General features: G+C 71.3%; 15 protein-coding genes and 2 pseudogenes. 4 read left to right on the plus strand and 13 right to left on the minus strand.

The window, feature by feature from the left end; translation table 11 throughout:
* Positions 1 to 189: 189 nt before the first annotated feature.
* The gene (locus JKV81_RS02220; RefSeq protein ID WP_129262542.1) at positions 190 to 756 is read right to left on the minus strand and encodes a rhodanese-like domain-containing protein; all 567 of its coding nucleotides are present in this window, start codon (positions 754 to 756) and stop codon (positions 190 to 192) included.
* 93 nt (positions 757 to 849) lie between these two features.
* Between JKV81_RS02220 and JKV81_RS02225 the strand changes: the two genes are divergently transcribed.
* Entirely contained in the window at positions 850 to 1,128 is a 279-nt protein-coding gene (locus tag JKV81_RS02225; RefSeq protein ID WP_056792769.1) for a metal-sensitive transcriptional regulator, read from the plus strand.
* Positions 1,129 to 1,149: 21 nt separating this feature from the next.
* Here JKV81_RS02225 and JKV81_RS02230 read toward each other — a convergent pair whose 3' ends face one another.
* The 3 genes from JKV81_RS02230 to JKV81_RS02240 are packed head-to-tail and all read right to left on the minus strand — an operon-like array spanning position 1,150 to position 3,664.
* Complete coding sequence (locus JKV81_RS02230) at positions 1,150 to 1,893, minus strand: sulfite exporter TauE/SafE family protein (RefSeq protein ID WP_124276735.1); 744 nt, start codon at positions 1,891 to 1,893, stop codon at positions 1,150 to 1,152.
* Complete coding sequence (locus tag JKV81_RS02235) at positions 1,890 to 2,255, minus strand: rhodanese-like domain-containing protein (RefSeq protein WP_164493705.1); 366 nt, start codon at positions 2,253 to 2,255, stop codon at positions 1,890 to 1,892. The genes JKV81_RS02230 and JKV81_RS02235 overlap by 4 nt, the downstream gene beginning before the upstream one ends.
* Before the next feature lie 44 nt (positions 2,256 to 2,299).
* Entirely contained in the window at positions 2,300 to 3,664 is a 1,365-nt protein-coding gene (locus tag JKV81_RS02240; protein WP_129262540.1) for an MBL fold metallo-hydrolase, read from the minus strand.
* Positions 3,665 to 3,825: 161 nt separating this feature from the next.
* On the opposite strand from JKV81_RS02240, the gene JKV81_RS02245 reads away from it, so the two are divergent.
* The gene (locus JKV81_RS02245; RefSeq protein WP_129262538.1) at positions 3,826 to 4,224 is read left to right on the plus strand and encodes a DUF302 domain-containing protein; all 399 of its coding nucleotides are present in this window, start codon (positions 3,826 to 3,828) and stop codon (positions 4,222 to 4,224) included.
* 38 nt (positions 4,225 to 4,262) lie between these two features.
* Here the strand turns inward: JKV81_RS02245 and JKV81_RS02250 are convergent, their stop codons facing one another.
* The 3 genes and pseudogenes from JKV81_RS02250 to JKV81_RS02260 all read right to left on the minus strand — a co-directional run.
* Positions 4,263 to 5,102: a cytochrome c oxidase assembly protein gene (locus tag JKV81_RS02250; protein WP_129262536.1), complete on the minus strand. Its 840-nt coding sequence runs from the start codon at positions 5,100 to 5,102 to the stop codon at positions 4,263 to 4,265.
* The gene (locus tag JKV81_RS02255) at positions 5,099 to 5,671 is read right to left on the minus strand and encodes a DUF2243 domain-containing protein (protein ID WP_236055028.1); all 573 of its coding nucleotides are present in this window, start codon (positions 5,669 to 5,671) and stop codon (positions 5,099 to 5,101) included. Before JKV81_RS02255 ends, JKV81_RS02250 begins: the two co-directional genes overlap by 4 nt.
* A gap of 270 nt (positions 5,672 to 5,941) precedes the next feature.
* Positions 5,942 to 6,913, minus strand: a pseudogene (locus tag JKV81_RS02260) (SulP family inorganic anion transporter); the annotation flags it as partial.
* Between JKV81_RS02260 and JKV81_RS36055 the strand changes: the two are divergent.
* Together JKV81_RS36055 and JKV81_RS02265 are read left to right on the plus strand one after the other, a co-directional pair.
* Positions 6,902 to 7,126: pseudogene (locus JKV81_RS36055) on the plus strand (hypothetical protein); the annotation flags it as partial. The pseudogenes JKV81_RS02260 and JKV81_RS36055 sit on opposite strands and share 12 nt — an antisense overlap.
* A 43-nt stretch (positions 7,127 to 7,169) precedes the next feature.
* On the plus strand, positions 7,170 to 7,949 hold the full coding sequence (locus tag JKV81_RS02265; protein ID WP_124276739.1) for a maleylpyruvate isomerase family mycothiol-dependent enzyme: 780 nt from the start codon (positions 7,170 to 7,172) through the stop codon (positions 7,947 to 7,949).
* Between the two features lie 87 nt (positions 7,950 to 8,036).
* On the opposite strand, the gene JKV81_RS02270 is transcribed toward JKV81_RS02265, so the two are convergent.
* The 6 genes from JKV81_RS02270 to JKV81_RS02295 form a co-directional block, all read right to left on the minus strand.
* On the minus strand, positions 8,037 to 8,861 hold the full coding sequence (locus JKV81_RS02270; protein ID WP_124276740.1) for a DUF5336 domain-containing protein: 825 nt from the start codon (positions 8,859 to 8,861) through the stop codon (positions 8,037 to 8,039).
* 204 nt (positions 8,862 to 9,065) lie between these two features.
* Positions 9,066 to 9,992: an N-acetylmuramoyl-L-alanine amidase gene (locus tag JKV81_RS02275; RefSeq protein ID WP_202074807.1), complete on the minus strand. Its 927-nt coding sequence runs from the start codon at positions 9,990 to 9,992 to the stop codon at positions 9,066 to 9,068.
* Between the two features lie 9 nt (positions 9,993 to 10,001).
* Positions 10,002 to 10,718, minus strand: a complete 717-nt coding sequence (locus tag JKV81_RS02280; RefSeq protein ID WP_236055030.1) for a class I SAM-dependent methyltransferase — start codon at positions 10,716 to 10,718, stop codon at positions 10,002 to 10,004.
* A gap of 94 nt (positions 10,719 to 10,812) precedes the next feature.
* Positions 10,813 to 12,120, minus strand: a complete 1,308-nt coding sequence (locus JKV81_RS02285) for a M20/M25/M40 family metallo-hydrolase (protein ID WP_129262530.1) — start codon at positions 12,118 to 12,120, stop codon at positions 10,813 to 10,815.
* Positions 12,117 to 13,511 carry a cytosine permease gene (locus JKV81_RS02290; RefSeq protein WP_202074809.1) on the minus strand — a complete coding sequence of 465 codons (1,395 nt, stop codon included), beginning with the start codon at positions 13,509 to 13,511 and terminating at the stop codon, positions 12,117 to 12,119. The genes JKV81_RS02285 and JKV81_RS02290 overlap by 4 nt, the downstream gene beginning before the upstream one ends.
* Positions 13,511 to 14,464 (minus strand): DUF1177 domain-containing protein, encoded by a 954-nt coding sequence (locus JKV81_RS02295; RefSeq protein ID WP_129262526.1) that lies wholly within the window; start codon positions 14,462 to 14,464, stop codon positions 13,511 to 13,513. The genes JKV81_RS02290 and JKV81_RS02295 overlap by 1 nt, the downstream gene beginning before the upstream one ends.
* Positions 14,465 to 14,640: the final 176 nt, after the last annotated feature.

Below are 14,640 nucleotides of genomic sequence, written 5' to 3' on the forward strand. Positions count from 1 at the left end.
ACCGCAACCTGAACCTGCTCGGCCGCTACAGCTTCACCGCTTCCATCACGGCTGCCGGCGTGCTGCGCCCGCTGCGCGACCCGGACGCGCCGGAGCTGGACGAGGACGACGACGGGGCCGCACCGGACTGAACGCGGCCGCCCGCCGGCACGCGGTAAGCCGCGTGGTTGGCTCCAAGCTCGTGATCAGTCAGTCCTGCAGGGCTTGCAAGGTGGCGTCGAGGTCGGTGGTGCGGGGCTGGTTGTGGGGGAGTTTGGCGAGGGCGGCGGCCATGCCGCAGGTGTTGGTGGCGGCGGAGAAGATCAGGCCGCCTCCGATGGCTGCGGACAGCCAGCGGGCGGGGCGCCAGCGGGTGCCCACGGCGAGGCCGAGGACAACGAGGGATCCGGCGGCGAGGCGGACCTGGCGTTCCATGGGCCAGACGGCAGTGGCGTTGTCGGGGTGGTGGAGGGTGTGGCCTTCGCCGGCCCAGGCGGTGGTGCCGCCGGTGAGGGTGGTGGCGGGGATGTCTGCTGCGGCGAGTTGGGTGCAGGCGGTGGTGGAGCGGTTGCCGGAGGCGCAGACCATGAGCAGGGCGCCGCGGGCGGCTGCCGCCTTGAGGGCGGGCAGGGCGGTGTGGAGGTGGTCGAGGGGGATGTTGTGGGCGCCGGGCAGGTGGCCGGAGGTGTATTCGCCGGGGGTGCGCACGTCGATGACGGTGTAGTCGTCGAGGCGGGCGGCGGCCTGGGCGGGGATGAGAGCGGTGGGGGTGGTCATGTGCGGGATGGTCCTTCCGTGATGTTCCGAGGGCTTGGGTGCCCGGACCCGGTATAATACCCCTAGGGGTATTTGATTCTGTGGAGGTGGACGGTGGAGCTGGAGATGGCGGCCGACGAGCTGAAGTCGGTTCTTAACCGGCTGCGGCGGGCTCAGGGCCAGATCGCGGGGATCATCAAGATGATCGAGGAGGGCCGGGACTGCGAGGACGTGATCACGCAGCTTGCGGCGGTCTCCCGTGCGCTGGACCGGGCCGGGTTCGCGATCATCGCGACCGGCCTGCAGCACTGCATGGCCGAGGGCGGCCAGGAGGCCGGGGACCGGGACCAGATGCGGGCGAGGCTGGAGAAGCTGTTCCTGTCCCTGGCCTGACGGGCGCGGTGGCCGGAGGGTTCATACGATCACGTCGATCAGCATGAACACGGCCACCGCCAGCAGCACCCCGGCGAAGGCTCTCTGGAGGCTGTCGCCGGAGACCTTGGCACTGAGACGTTTGCCGTCCCAGGCGCCGAGGATCGCCGCCCCGGTGAACGGCCCGATCAGCGCCCAGTCGAGACCGCCGCCGGTCCCGGTGCGGGCGACCAGGGCGGCGAGTGAGTTGACGGTGATGACGAGCAGGCTGGTGCCCACCGCACGGCGCATGGTCAGACCGAGGACGCTCACCAGGGCCGGGACGGCGAGAAAGCCGCCGCCGACACCGAGGAAGCCGGTCACCGCACCGAGCCCGGCCCCGGCCCCGGCCGCCTTGCCGGGCCGTATCCGCTCCGGCGGCCGGGATGAGGAAGGGCGGAACATCCGCACGGCCGCCAGCGCCGCGATCACCGAGAAGGCGACGGTCAGCACGGCTTCGGGTACGCGGCCGGAGGCTGCCCCCGCGAAGTAGGCGGGGATGATGCCCGCCGCCGCGAAGAGCGATCCGACTTTCCAGGCGACGTGGCCGTCGCGGGCGTGGGCGTACAGGGCGGTGGCTGAGGTGGCGGCCACGATGATCAGGCTGGCGGTGGTGGCCGCGGACGGGGAGAAGCCGAGCAGGTAGATCAGGGCGGGCACGGCCAGGACGCTGCCGCCGCCGCCCAGGGCTCCGAGGGCGATGCCGACGGCGGCCCCGGCGATGAGGGCGAGAACGAGCGCGGTCACGCTATCCGGCCGCTGTTCCCGCGTTCGTCGAGGACCGGGTGTCCGGCGGCGGCCCACGCGTTCATGCCGCCCTTGACGTCGACCGCCTGCCGGCCGCGCTCGGTGAGGAGTTTCGCGGCCTGCTGGGAGCGGTGTCCGCTGCGGCAGATCACCACCAGCGACCGGTCGGAGGCTTCGGCCGGCAGGTTGGCTCCGGCCACGAGTTTCGACAGAGGAACGTGGACGGCGCCGGGGGCGTGGCCCGCGTTCCATTCGGACTTCTCGCGGACGTCGAGCAGGACCGCGTCCGGCGTCTCGCCGCTGGTGCGGTCGCGGGCCTGGTCCACGCTGACGCGGGGCTGGCTGCGGCGGAAGAGGAACATCAGGGTTCTCCCCTCTCCTTCTCGTGCGGTGGGCGGGCTGGGTGTCAGCCGGTGGTCAGGGGCAGGCCGGCGTCGGTGGCGGCGTCGAAGCCGTCGTCGACAGCGACGACGTCGCGGCCGGCGGCGTCCAGCAGGGAGGCTGCGATCGCGGCCCGCATCCCTCCGGCGCAGTGCACCCACACCGTGCCCGGCGGCACCTCACCGATACGGCCGTGGAGCTCGTGGACGGGGATGTGCACCGACCCCTCGATCCAGCCGTTCGCCCGCTCGGAGTCACGGCGCACGTCCAGCACCACCAGATCAGCGGTGCCCTGTGCGGCGAGTCCGGCGAACGTGGAGCGCGGGAAGGACGCCGGAGCCTGTCCTGTGGGCAGCCAGGCGTCGGGGGCGCCGGTGGCGGCGGCAGCCGGGCGGTCGATGCCCACCCGCACCAGTTCGCGCTGGGCACCGGCCAACTGCTCGGCGGATTCAGCAAGCAGGGTGACCGGCTTGCCCCAGGGGATCAGCCAGGCCAGATAGGTGGCGAGCTTGCCGTCGGCCTCGAAGTTGAACGACCCGGCCACGTGCCCCTCGGCGAACGCGACACGGTTGCGCAGGTCGACGACCCACTCACCGGCCGCGAGGCGGGCGGCGATCTGCTCGGCGTCCGCGAGGGCAGGCGGGGTCAGGTCAAGCGGTGCGGGGCCCTCGGCGTTGGCCGGCCCCATGTGCGCGTAGTAGGCGGGCACGTCCTCCAGCCCGGCCAGCAGGTCCGCGACGAAGGTGTCCACGTCCACGGTCAGCGCGGTGTTCGCGCTCTTCTCCTTGCCGATCGTGGTCTCCTCCCCCTCGGACTGGGCAGAGGAGCAGAAGCTGCCGAAGCCGTGGGTGGGCAGAACCGCCGTCTCGTCGGGCAGATCGGAGGCCAGGCGGTGGGCGGAGGCGTGCTGGGCACGGGCCAGCTGCTCGGTCAGCCGCGGCTCGACCAGGTCCGGCCGTCCCACCGTGCCGATCAGCAGCGACCCGCCGGTGAAGACGGCCACCGCACGCCCCGCCTCACGCAGCGCGTAGGCGGTGTGGTGCGGGGTGTGGCCCGGCGTCGCGATCGCGGTCAGGCTCACCCCGCTGCTGGGGTCGACGTCCACGCTGTCGCCGTCGGCGACAGCGACGCGGTCGAAGGAGACGTGCGCGTCGGCCGGTACGAGGTAGCGGGCGCCGGTGATCCGGGCGAGTTCAAGTCCGCCGGTGACGTAGTCGTTGTGCAGGTGGGTCTCCACCACGTGGGAGATCCGCACCCCGCGCCGGGCGGCTGCCGCCAGGACCTGGTCGATGTCGCGCGGCGGGTCCACCGCCACCGCGGCGCTCTCACCGCCGGCCAGGTAGCTGCGGTTGCCGAGACCTTCCAGCTCGATGGTGTCAATGAAGAACACGCCGGTACTCCTAACGAATGAAAATTACCCGGGGGGGTATCTGTTTCCACCGTAACACCAGTACCCCCGGGGGTATATTCCAGGTCAGCGCCCGCCCTGAGCAGGTACCCGGCGGACACCGGACGCATCAGCGCAGCAGACGAGAAGAATGGAGAACGGCCATGGCCTATAGCCGCACCGTGCACGTGGACGGCACCTTCGAGGACACCGTGACCGCCGTGCGTGAGGCACTGGCCGAACAGGGCTTCGGGATCCTGACCGAGATCGACGTGCAGGCCACGCTGAAGGAGAAGCTGGGCCACGAGATGGAGGACTACCTGATCCTCGGCGCCTGCAACCCGCCCCTGGCGCACCAGGCGATCGAAGCGGACCGCTCCATCGGCCTGCTGCTGCCCTGCAACGTCGTCGTCCGCACCGACGGCGACCGTATCGCCGTCCAGGCCCTCGACCCCGGCACCATGGTCACCCTGACCGGCCAGGACGCCCTCAAGCCCGTAGCCGAGGAAGCCACCCACCGCCTCGACGCCGCCCTGTCCGCGCTCACCGGCGGCAAGGAGTAGCACAAGGCGCGCGGAGTCACCGCTCTGGAGTGAGCGGCCTACGGAACCGCGGGCCGCGCCTCCCGTAGGGCCGTCGGACGCGAGGCCCGGCGGGAGCCGGGCTGCGGTCGCCACGTCGCCACCAGGGCGACGGCCAGGAGCAGTTCGGCGATGTCGCCGCCGTAGTACATGATCTGGGCGCCGCCCTGGACCTGGTCGACGGGGGCGTGGATGTTGATGCCGAAGCCGCCGTACATGAGCTGAGAGATCACCGCGTGCGCGGCGATCGCCATACCCAGCACCACCAGCCGTACCGGAACACTGGGCCGGGCGGGGGCCGGGTCGGGTCCGGCGATGACGTAAGCGAACAGGCACCCGGCGAGCAGGAAGTGGGCGTGCAGCAGCCAGTGCAGCCCCGTGTTCGCCGCCACCGTGTTGTACAGCGGCGTGAAGTACAGCAGCCCCAGCGTGCCGACGCTGAGCAGCAGCGCGGTGACCGGGTTGGCCAGCGCGTGCAGCGGCCCGCTCTGCACCAGGCCACTCAGACGGCGCCCCTGGTCGGCGGGAAGGTTGCGCAGCAGCAGCGTGACGGGTGCTCCGAGCAGCAGGCCCAACGGCGCGTACATGCCGATCAGCAGGTGCTGGAGCATGTGGCCTTGGAAGTCGCCGTGCGCCCACGGCGCGATCGGGGGCAGTAGCCCGGCCGCCAGCAGCGCGCATCCGGCCAGGAACCATCCGGTGCGCCACCGGCTCCACCCGGCCTGCGCATTGCGCCGCCGCGCGCGGTGCGCCAGCAGCACGTATCCGCCGGCGAGCAGCACGAGGAACACCGCCGGCAGAAGAATCTCCAGCGGTAGACCACCCGTCTCCTGGTGGAGATGTGCCGGATGCCCGCTCATGCGCGCCGCGCCTCCCGTACCGGTCCGTCACCGGCCGGGTCGAAGGGCTTGGCCCGGCGCTTGATCATCCAGCCCACCGCGACCAGGAGGGCGCCCAGCAGCAGGAATCCCAGGTCCCACCAGATCTGCTGGTCACCGGCGTAGACGTGGTGGATCCCCAGGATGTGGTGGTCGAGGATGCCCTCCACGAGGTTGAACAGGCCCCAGCCGACCAGGATCCAGCCCCACAGGGCCGCAGACGTCCACACCCGGCGCCGGTGGTGTGTCACCCGCGCGTACAAGATCGCCAGGCCGGCAAGGACGGCAACCCAGCAGATCGCGTGGAAGATGCCGTCCCACACCGTGTTCATCTCCAGGCCGGACACGGTGTTCGCCGGGTAGTACTTCACCCCGATCCGGTCATGGTTGGTGCTGGTCAGCATGTGGTGCCACTGCAGCAGCTGATGCAGCAGGATCCCGTCCACGAAGCCGCCCAGGCCCACGCCGAGGACGATCCCCGGCAACTGCAGACTCCCAGGACGCTCACCCGCCATCGCGCCCTGACGCTCCGCACTCACACTGCTCGACATCCCGCTGCCCTCCGCTGAACCGGCGATCGGATACCCGGGTATCAGCCCTTCCACCCGGCCAGCTGCAGATCCCGCCCGCAGAGCGAAACCCCTCATCTGCCCCCGTGCCGGGGGCTGCGGCGTACGTGTGCACGGTGCAGGACCCGGAGGGCAACCTGTGGACCTTCGGCACCTACCGGGGCCCTTCACCGGAGTAGGGCGCTGGGCAGAGATGACAGGACCCCGGCCGGGGCGGCCGGGGTCCTGTGCTGTTGGCGTGCGGCGCCGGGGTCAGTGGCTGCCGGTGAGTTCGCCGGTGAGCTTGCCGTGGAGGTCGGCGCTCAGGTCGTTCAGCCCGGTGATTTCCACAGTCTTGCCGCGCTGGGCGTACTTGGTCTCGATCGCGTCCAGGGCGGCGACGGAGGAGGCGTCCCAGACGTGGGCCTCGGACAGGTCGATGACGACCTTGTCCGGGTCGCCGGCGTAGTCGAACTGGCCGACGAGGTCGTTGGAGGAGGCGAAGAACAGCTCGCCGGTGACCCGGTAGACGACCGTGGTGCCGTCGGGGTCGCGGACGCTATGCACGCGGGCGAGGTGGGCTACGCGCTTGGCGAAGATGACCATGGCGGTGACGGAGCCGACGACGACGCCGATGGCGAGGTTGTCGGTGGCGACCACCACGATCACAGTGATGGCCATGACGGCGATCTCACCGATCGGCATCCGCTTCAGTGTCTTCGGCGCGATGGAGTGCCAGTCGAACGTCGCGAACGACACCATCACCATCACGGCCACCAGGGCGGCCATCGGGATGTCGGAGACGACCGGACCGAAGACGATGCACAGCACCATCAGGAACGAGCCCGCCAGGAACGTGGAAAGGCGGGTGCGGGCGCCGGAAACCTTCACGTTGATCATCGTCTGGCCGATCATCGCGCAGCCGCCCATGCCGCCGAAGAACCCGGTGAGGATGTTGGCGATGCCCTGACCGATGGACTCGCGGGTCTTGGAGGAGTGGGTGTCGGTGATGTCGTCGACCAGCTTCGCCGTCATCAGCGACTCCATCAGACCGACCAGTGCCATCGCGAACGCGTACGGGGCGATCGTCGTCAGGGTGTCCATGGTGAAGGGCACGTCCGGCAGGCCCGGTACCGGCAGCGAGGAGGGCAGTTCGCCCTTGTCGCCCACGGTGGGGACCGCGATCCCGGCCGCGACCGTGATGACGGTCAGGATGACGATCGCCACCAGTCGGCCGCCGACAACGCCAAGTGCGACCCGCTCCTGTCGAAGGCCGTCGCTCCGCTGACCGCCGGGATCGCCTCGCTCAAGGACGTGGCCACCAGGATGGGCAAGGGTGAGGCGGGCGCCGGGGACGTGGGCGCCTTCGAGGGCGTCATCAACAGCATCAATCACGCCGGGAAGAGCGCCGGCGCCGAGGTGAAGAACAGGGTCCCGTCCACCTCCCAGCTGGGCGGACAGCCTGCCGGGACGGCCCCCGTACGCCGCATAGGGTGCGACGATGACCCTTCTTGCGCACGAGCGCTACTGCGACGAGATCCTGTCCCAGACCGGCCTGTTGGGGGAACTGGTCGAGAGCGCCGATCTGACCCGGCGTGTCCCCACCTGCCCCGACTGGAACCTGCGCGAACTCGTCGCACACGTCGGCGGCGCACACCGCTGGGCCGGTGAGATCGTCCGCAGCCGGGCGGCCGGCGAACTCGCCGACGACCAGGTGCCGGGCGTCCACGCCCCGGCCGGTGACGACCCGGCCGCCCTGGCCGCGTGGCTGACCGAGGGCGCCGCCGCCACCGTGGACGCCCTGCGCGAGGCGGGCCCGGACACCGAGGTGTGGACCTGGGCATGGGAGCGCCGGGCGGCCTTCTGGGCCCGGCGCATGGCCCATGAGACCGCCGTGCACCGGGCGGACGCGGCCCTCGCTGCCGGGACGGCGTTCGAGGTGGCGCCCGGCCTGGCGGCCGACACGATCACCGAATGGCTGCAGATCGTGGCCTTCGCGCAGCGGGAGGGCGACCCGGAAGCAGCAGAACTGCGCGGCGGGGGACGGTCCTTGCACCTGCACGCCACGGATGCACCGGGCGCGGAGTGGCTGATCGAATTCGGCGACGAGGGCTTCACCTGGCGTCACGCCCACGCGAAGGCGACCGTGGCGCTCCGGGGCCCGCTCACCGAACTGATGCTGGCGTTCAACCGCAGGCGGAAGCCGGACGAGGGCGGGCTGGAGGTCCTGGGGGACCGGGGACTGCTGGACTTCTGGCTGGAGAGGTCGTCCTTCGGCTGAGCACGGCCGCTTCGTACGCGAGAACGCCGGCGGCCCCCGCCCGGGAAGGGCGGGGGCCGCCGGCGTGTGCTGGCGTGCCGTGAAGGCTCAGCCGCGCTGGATGCCCGTGGTGTCCTGGAGGACGCCGCGACGGCCGTCCTGGGTCTGGGCGATGAGCCCGGGACCACGCTGCTCGACCGCGAGGTACCACGTACCCGGCGCGAGCTCGGCGATCGGGTTCGGGGCGCCGTCCTCGCCGTACAGCGGGCGGGCCACCGGGACCGCGAACCAGAACGGGGTGAAGTCACCGGCCGGTGCCCCGCCGCCCTGGGGAGCCTGCTGCGCGGCCTGCTGCTGGTGCTCCGGCTGACCGGGCTGGCCCGGCTGGGCGCCGTACGGCTGGGGCTGGCCCGGCTGCGCGCCGAACGCCTGCTGGCCACCGGGGTAGCCGTAACCCTGGCCGGGCTGCTGCCCGTACGCCGCCTGCACACCCTGCGCCGGACGCGGCGCGCCCAGGAGCGGGGCCTTGAGCGCGGGGACCAGCGGAGCGGCCACGGCGGCGCCGGCCAGCACGATGGCCGCCAGCAGTCCGAGGATCAGGCCCGCGCCCGCGTCACCGGCGTCGATGATCGTCCAGAACATGGTCCACAGGGAGAACACGGTGAACGCGGCGCCGAACTGGCCGAGTTCGAAGCCGACCACCTTGCGGCCCGGCAGGGCGCGGCTGACGATCAGCAGCGCGGCACCGATGATGCCGGCCAGGTAGATGCTCATCAGGATGGACAGCGAGTCCCAGGCGTTCGCGCTGTAGCCCGAGCAGTCCACGCCCGAGGGGCAGTCGTAGCCGGAGAGGTCGAGGAAAGAGGCGATGAACAGCACGACCGCTGCTCCGATCACCACGCCGTCGCCTCGAGTGAGGGAGCGGATATTCACGTGAAGGTCCTTAGTCGGTCGTCTCGTCGGGGCGGTCGTCGATGCCGCCCGAACGGTGGTCACGGCGCGAAGCTCGGGGGCGGCTCCCCATCGTACGGATGAATCTATCGTCTGCCCGGGCGGGTTGTGATGCTGCCCGGACCTCGGACCGGCTATCCCCCCGATGTCGCCACCATCCCCGCAGAACTACTTCTTCGGACAGCACTACCTCTTCAGATAGCTGCCGATGCCCTCGGCGATGCCGAGAGCGGCTTTCTGCCGCCAGTCCGCACTGGTGAGCAGAGCGGCGTCCTTCGGATCACGCATATTGCCGCATTCGATGAACACTTTGGGCACGGTCGACAGATTCAGTCCGCCGAGATCGTCACGGGTGTCCAGTCCCGTGTCGTCCCCGATGTAATTGGAGGGGGCGCTTCCGGTAACGCGTACGAAATTCCCCGCAATCCGTACTCCGAGTTCACGCGAAGGGGCAACGATCTTCGCGGTGTCCGCGCCGTCGCCGCTCACCGCTGCGGGGAGAATGACGTGGAATCCACGGTTCCCGGTTGCGGACCCGTCCGCGTGGACCGAGACGACCGCGTCGGCCTGCGCCTTGTTGCCGATGCGCGCCCGCTCGTCGACGCACGGGCCGAAGGGGCGGTCGCCGTCCTGGGTGAGGACGACCTTCGCGCCCTGCGCCTCCAGCAGTGTGCGCAGCCGGCGGGAGACGTCGAGGGTGAACCGGGCTTCCGCGTAACCGGAGTTGGTGGCGGTGCCCGTGGTGTCGCACTCCTTGCGCCCGTTGCCCATGTCCACCTGCGCGTTGATCTCCCGGGTGTGCTCGACGTTGCCCGGGTTGTGCCCGGGGTCGATCACCACGGTGCGGCCCGTGAGCGGGCCCCGGGGCAGCGGCTTCGCGGAGCTGGAGGCGGAGGCGGAGTCGCTGGGGGCGGGGGCCGACGACCGCGCGGGTGAGGGGGAGGACGAGGACGCGGCCGAGGCCGGCCCGGAGGCTGACCCGGGGCTCTGTCCGCCGTCGCCCGCGCACCCGGCGGCGGTCAGACAGAGACCGGCGAGCGCGGCTGCGGCGAACACGGGCCTACGGCGCGGACCCGGACGCGATGTGGGGGGAGTCAAGTCTTCGTGGCGCACGTCGCGATGCTATCCGTGCCCCCGGATCCCCGCCCCCGGCCCCGTGCGCCGCAGGACGCGCAGCGAGTCCGTCACCGAGATCTCGGTGAACGCGCCGGAGGCCAGGGCTCGTTGGTGGACCCGGTACGGGGCCTGGCCGCCGTCGGCCGGGTCCGGGAACACATCGTGGATGACCAGCAGACCGCCGTCGGCGACCTTCGGCGCCCAGCCCTCGTAGTCGCCGGTCGCGTGCTCGTCGGTGTGGCCGCCGTCGATGAAGACCAGGCCCAGCTCCCCGCCCCAGACGGCCGCGACCTGCGGGGACCGCCCGACGAGCGCCACCACGTGCTCCTCCAGACCGGCCCGGTGCAGGGTGCGCCGGAAGGTGGGCAGCGTGTCCATCAGGCCGATCTCCGGGTCCACGACCGACGGGTCGTGGTACTCCCACCCCGGCTGCTGCTCCTCGCTGCCACGGTGGTGGTCGACGGTGAGTGCGGTGACCCCGGCGGCGCGGGCCGCGGCGGCCAGCAGGAGCGTGGACCGCCCGCAGTAGGTGCCGACCTCCAGCAGCGGGAGTCCGAGCGCGGCGGCCTCCACGGCGGCGGTGTACAGGGCGAGCCCCTCGTGGACCGGCATGAAGCCCTTGGCGGCCTCGAACGCGGTGAGGACCTCCGGGTCGGGACGGGCGGGCGACTCGGCGGCCACGGGGTTCCTCCTGGTGGGGCGGTGGATCGGACGGCGTCCCATCGTGCCGTACGCCCCCGGCGCGGGCAGCGGCGGGGGCGTACGCAGGGGTGGGCCCGGGTCGGGGCGGGGCCCCTGGCAGGGCTGCCGGGTCAGGTCAGCAGCTCTGCCAGAGTCGGGTCATGACCCGGACGCCGAAGCGCAGGCCCTCCAGCGGGACGCGTTCGTCCACGCCGTGGAAGAGCCGGCCGTAGTCCAGGTCGTGCGGGAGCTTCAGCCCCTTGAAGCCGAAGCAGCGGATGCCCAGGTGGGTGAAGGCCTTGGCGTCGGTGCCGCCGGGGTTGCAGTACGGGACGGGGTGGCCGTCCGGGTCCTCCGCGCGGACCGCGTCGCACATCGCGTCGACCAGCGGCCCGTCGAACGTCGTCTCCAGCGCGATGTCGTGGTTGACCCACTCCCGGCTGACCGACGGCAGCAGCAGCCCGTCGATCGTGTCGATCAGCTCCTGCTCGTGGCCCGGCAGGAACCGGCCGTCGACGCGGGCGGTGGCCTTCCCGGGGATCACGTTCGTCTGGTAACCGGCCGAGAACATGGTGGGGTTGGCGGAGTTGCGCAGCACCACCTGCATGAAGTCCGCGACCGGGCCCAGCCGGGCGAGGGTCCCCTCGATGTCGTCCTCGTCGAACTCGACGCCGTACAGCCGGGCGGCTTCCTCCAGCAGGGCGCGGACCGGCTCGATCAGCCGTACGGGGAAGGTCGCGCGGCCGATGCGGGTGAGGGACTCGGCGAGGTCGGTGACCGCGTTCTCGTCGTTGGGGGAGGAGCCGTGGCCCGCGCGCCCGGTGGCGGTGAGCTCCATCCACGCCATACCGCGCTGGGCGTTCTCGATCGGGTAGAGCCGGCGGGTGTCGTCGATCGCGAAGGAGAACCCGCCGCCCTCGCCGATCGCCTCGGTCGCCCCGGAGAAGAGTTCCGGACGGTGCTCGACCAGCCAGTGCGCGCCGAACTTCCCGCCCGCCTCCTCGTCGGCGAGGAAGGCGAGGATCAGATCGCGGGCCGGCCGGGTACCGGTCCGGGCGAAGTGCCGGGCGGTGGCCAGCATGACCGCGACCGTGTCCTTCATGTCGATCGCGCCGCGCCCCCAGAGGTAGCCGTCGCGGATCTCGCCGGAGAACGGCGGCACCTGCCACTCGGAGGCGTCGGCGGGTACGACGTCGAGGTGGCCGTGGACCAGCAGGGCGCCCCGCGACGGGTCGGCGCCCGCGAGGCGCGCGACGACGTTGGCCCGGCCGGGCGCCGACTCGACCAGTACGGAGTCGATGCCGGCCTCCGCGAGACGTGCCACCACCCGGTCCGCCGCGGCGCGTTCGTCGCTGGTGGGGTTGGAGGTGTCGAAGCGGATCAGCTCGGCGCAGAGCGCGACGGCCTCCTCCTGGGCCTGCTCGGAGGCGGGGACGATGCTCATGCTGCTCCTGTCGGGGTGGTGACGTGGGTGGCGGCGGGTGCGGGGGTGTGCGCGTCGTCGTCCAGGGCGGAGGTGCCGTACGGCCTGACCCAGCCCAGCAGGCCGAGCACGCAGTACAGGAGGAAGGCGGTGGCGAGGGAGTTGAGGGCGGGGATGCCGCCGTCGTAGAACTTGCCGACGCAGAACGCGACGAGCCAGATGGCCAGCGACATCGGCACCCAGGTGGGCGAGGTGCGCGGGAGGGTCTCCGCCTCACGGGTCTCGTCCAGGGGGCGCCGCATCCGCTTCACGACCCAGTACTCCGCGACGATGATCCCTCCGATCGGCGGGATCATCACGCCCAGCAGGGAGAGGAACTCCGTGAAGTGGGTCATGATGCCGACCGCGGAGAGGAGCGTCCCGGCGGCCCCGAGGGCGACCGTGACCACACCGCGGTGCAGCCGCTTGCCGAAGACGACCTGGAAGAAGTTGACGACGCCGAGCGAGGAGCCGTACAGGTTCCAGTCGTTGATCTTGGCGGTGGACATCAGGACCACGATCACGCCGAACGCGCCCGAGGTGGAGAGCACGATGTGCGAGACCTCGCTGGACTTCACCAGGTGGCCCAGGAGCACACCGACCATGCCGACGATGTACTCGGAGAGGATCATCGAGGAGGCGCTCTGCACGAAGACGTGCGCGCCCTTCCTGTTGTAGCGGGTCATCTCCGGGGAGACGATCGCGCCCGTCATGTAGCCGCCCGCGATCGCGGTGGCGGCCACGGCCAGCGGGATCGTCTCACCGGGCGGCGGTGAGCTGATCAGGTCGCCGAGCGAGTGGTCGTTCAGCGTGGTGATCACCGACCAGGCGACCATGGCGAAGAAGAGCGGGGTGACGATCTTCGCGAACAGCGCCATGTAGCGGAAGCCGAAGATCACCAGGGCGGTGATGGCGATGCCCGCGACGACGCACCACATCCAGGACGGGCCGCCGACGAGCGCCGAGACGCTGTCGCCGAAGATCGTGTTCTGGACGCCGAACCAGCCGACCAGGCTGACCGCGATGACAAAGCTCACCAGCGCCGAGCCGTTGCGGCCGAAGCCCACCCAGCGGGTCAGCATCGGAGTCGCCAGGCCCTCGCGCATCCCGGCCAGGCCGATCGCGAAGATCACGATCTCCAGGATCACCGCGCCGAGCGTGAACGCGAGGAACGCGTCCCCGAAGGTCATCCCCACGCCGATGGTGGCGCCGAGGGTGAACTGGGAGATCGACCCGGACTGGGCCAGCCACTGGAGCAGCATCGACCAGAAGCCGAAGCGCTTGTCGCGCGGCACCCGGGAGAGGGCGTAGTCGTCGCTGCCGATGCTCTTGGCCTCGGGGGCCGCGGCGGCGGCCCGGCTGTCGGATGCCATCAGGACTCCTGGGTGGTGCGGCCGAAGGTCTGCAGGTGAGCCAGCGACCCGTAGCGGTGGACGAGGCTGTCGAACTCCACCGCGTCGTGGAAGTCCAGGGTTCCGGCGCCGAAGGCCTTGGCGACCTCGACGGCGTACCGGGCGGCGGACGCGATGTCCGTCTCGTGACTCGCGCCCGTCTGGCAGCCCGGCACCGCGGCGGCCGAGGTGACCGCCAGACCGACGACCGGAGCGGCGGTCGCGGTGGAGGGCTGCAGGATCGAATTGATGTGGTGTGCACCATTACCGTACGGGGTGATGTCCTGGGTGGTCACCGGGTACGTGACCAACGGCTCACCGGTCACCACGGCCAGCAGCTCGCCGAGCTGCTCGGACACCCGGAGCACCCAGCCCTCCTTGACGGTGGGCGAGAGGGCCAGGCCCTTGTGGTTGATGATGCGGTTGCCCTTGGTGGTGTCGATGGAGAGCACGGCCTCCATCTCGCCGGTGACCTCGTGCCGGTTCATCGTGGCGATGTCCACCGGGGACCCCATGAAGGGGACCGGGTCGTGCGGCTCGGTCGGCGCGCTCGGGCAGATGTGCGTGGCGACGATCACGTCACCGGGCAGCACGTCGCCCCGGCGGCGCATGTCCAGCAGCTTGGCGGCGGTGGCGAGCGCCGAGGCGGCGCCGTCGGCGTCGGAGACCAGCCCGGTCACCTCCGGCCGTGCGCCCACCCCGCCGAGCCGGCCGACCACGCCGAGGGTCCGGGCGCTGCCGCCCGACAGGCGCCCCCGGGAGCCCGGGATGCGGACGAGCACGAAGTCCGTCGACCCCCGCTCACCGGTGACCGTCGTGACCTCGGCCGCCGAGCCGGCGGCCCCGGCCACGGAGTCGAGGTAGCCGGCGACCGACTTCCCGCTGACCTGCGGGTCGTCCAGCAGCTCGACGATGTCCAGTACGTACTTGAGCATGGGGGGCCTTTCTCCGGTGCGGGACACCCGCCCGGCGCTCCGCAGGGCCTCTCGTTCGGGTCATGCCGGGCTCGCGGGGTCTGGTGCCGCACCTCGCGGCGTTGTCGTCAGTTGCCAGGGCTCCGCCCTGTCGCCTTCCTCCGCCTTGCGATGCACGGCACCAGACCCCGCTCCCT

This window comes from Streptomyces silvae, assembly GCF_016745505.1.
In the GTDB taxonomy this organism is placed as follows: Bacteria; Actinomycetota; Actinomycetes; order Streptomycetales; family Streptomycetaceae; genus Streptomyces; species Streptomyces silvae.

Bases quoted from the DNA above. Each gene is read 5' to 3' on its own strand.
- JKV81_RS02245 (WP_129262538.1), top strand. From the start codon at position 3,826: ATGGCCTATAGCCGCACCGTGCACGTGGACGGCACCTTCGAGGACACC.
- JKV81_RS02250 (WP_129262536.1), bottom strand. From the start codon at position 5,102: ATGAGCGGGCATCCGGCACATCTCCACCAGGAGACGGGTGGTCTACCG.
- JKV81_RS02290 (WP_202074809.1), bottom strand. From the start codon at position 13,511: ATGGCATCCGACAGCCGGGCCGCCGCCGCGGCCCCCGAGGCCAAGAGC.
- JKV81_RS02285 (WP_129262530.1), bottom strand. From the start codon at position 12,120: ATGAGCATCGTCCCCGCCTCCGAGCAGGCCCAGGAGGAGGCCGTCGCG.
- JKV81_RS02295 (WP_129262526.1), bottom strand. From the start codon at position 14,464: ATGCTCAAGTACGTACTGGACATCGTCGAGCTGCTGGACGACCCGCAG.
- JKV81_RS02265 (WP_124276739.1), top strand. From the start codon at position 7,170: ATGACCCTTCTTGCGCACGAGCGCTACTGCGACGAGATCCTGTCCCAG.
- JKV81_RS02280 (WP_236055030.1), bottom strand. From the start codon at position 10,718: ATGGGACGCCGTCCGATCCACCGCCCCACCAGGAGGAACCCCGTGGCC.
- JKV81_RS02220 (WP_129262542.1), bottom strand. From the start codon at position 756: ATGACCACCCCCACCGCTCTCATCCCCGCCCAGGCCGCCGCCCGCCTC.
- JKV81_RS02255 (WP_236055028.1), bottom strand. From the start codon at position 5,671: ATGTCGAGCAGTGTGAGTGCGGAGCGTCAGGGCGCGATGGCGGGTGAG.
- JKV81_RS02235 (WP_164493705.1), bottom strand. From the start codon at position 2,255: ATGTTCCTCTTCCGCCGCAGCCAGCCCCGCGTCAGCGTGGACCAGGCC.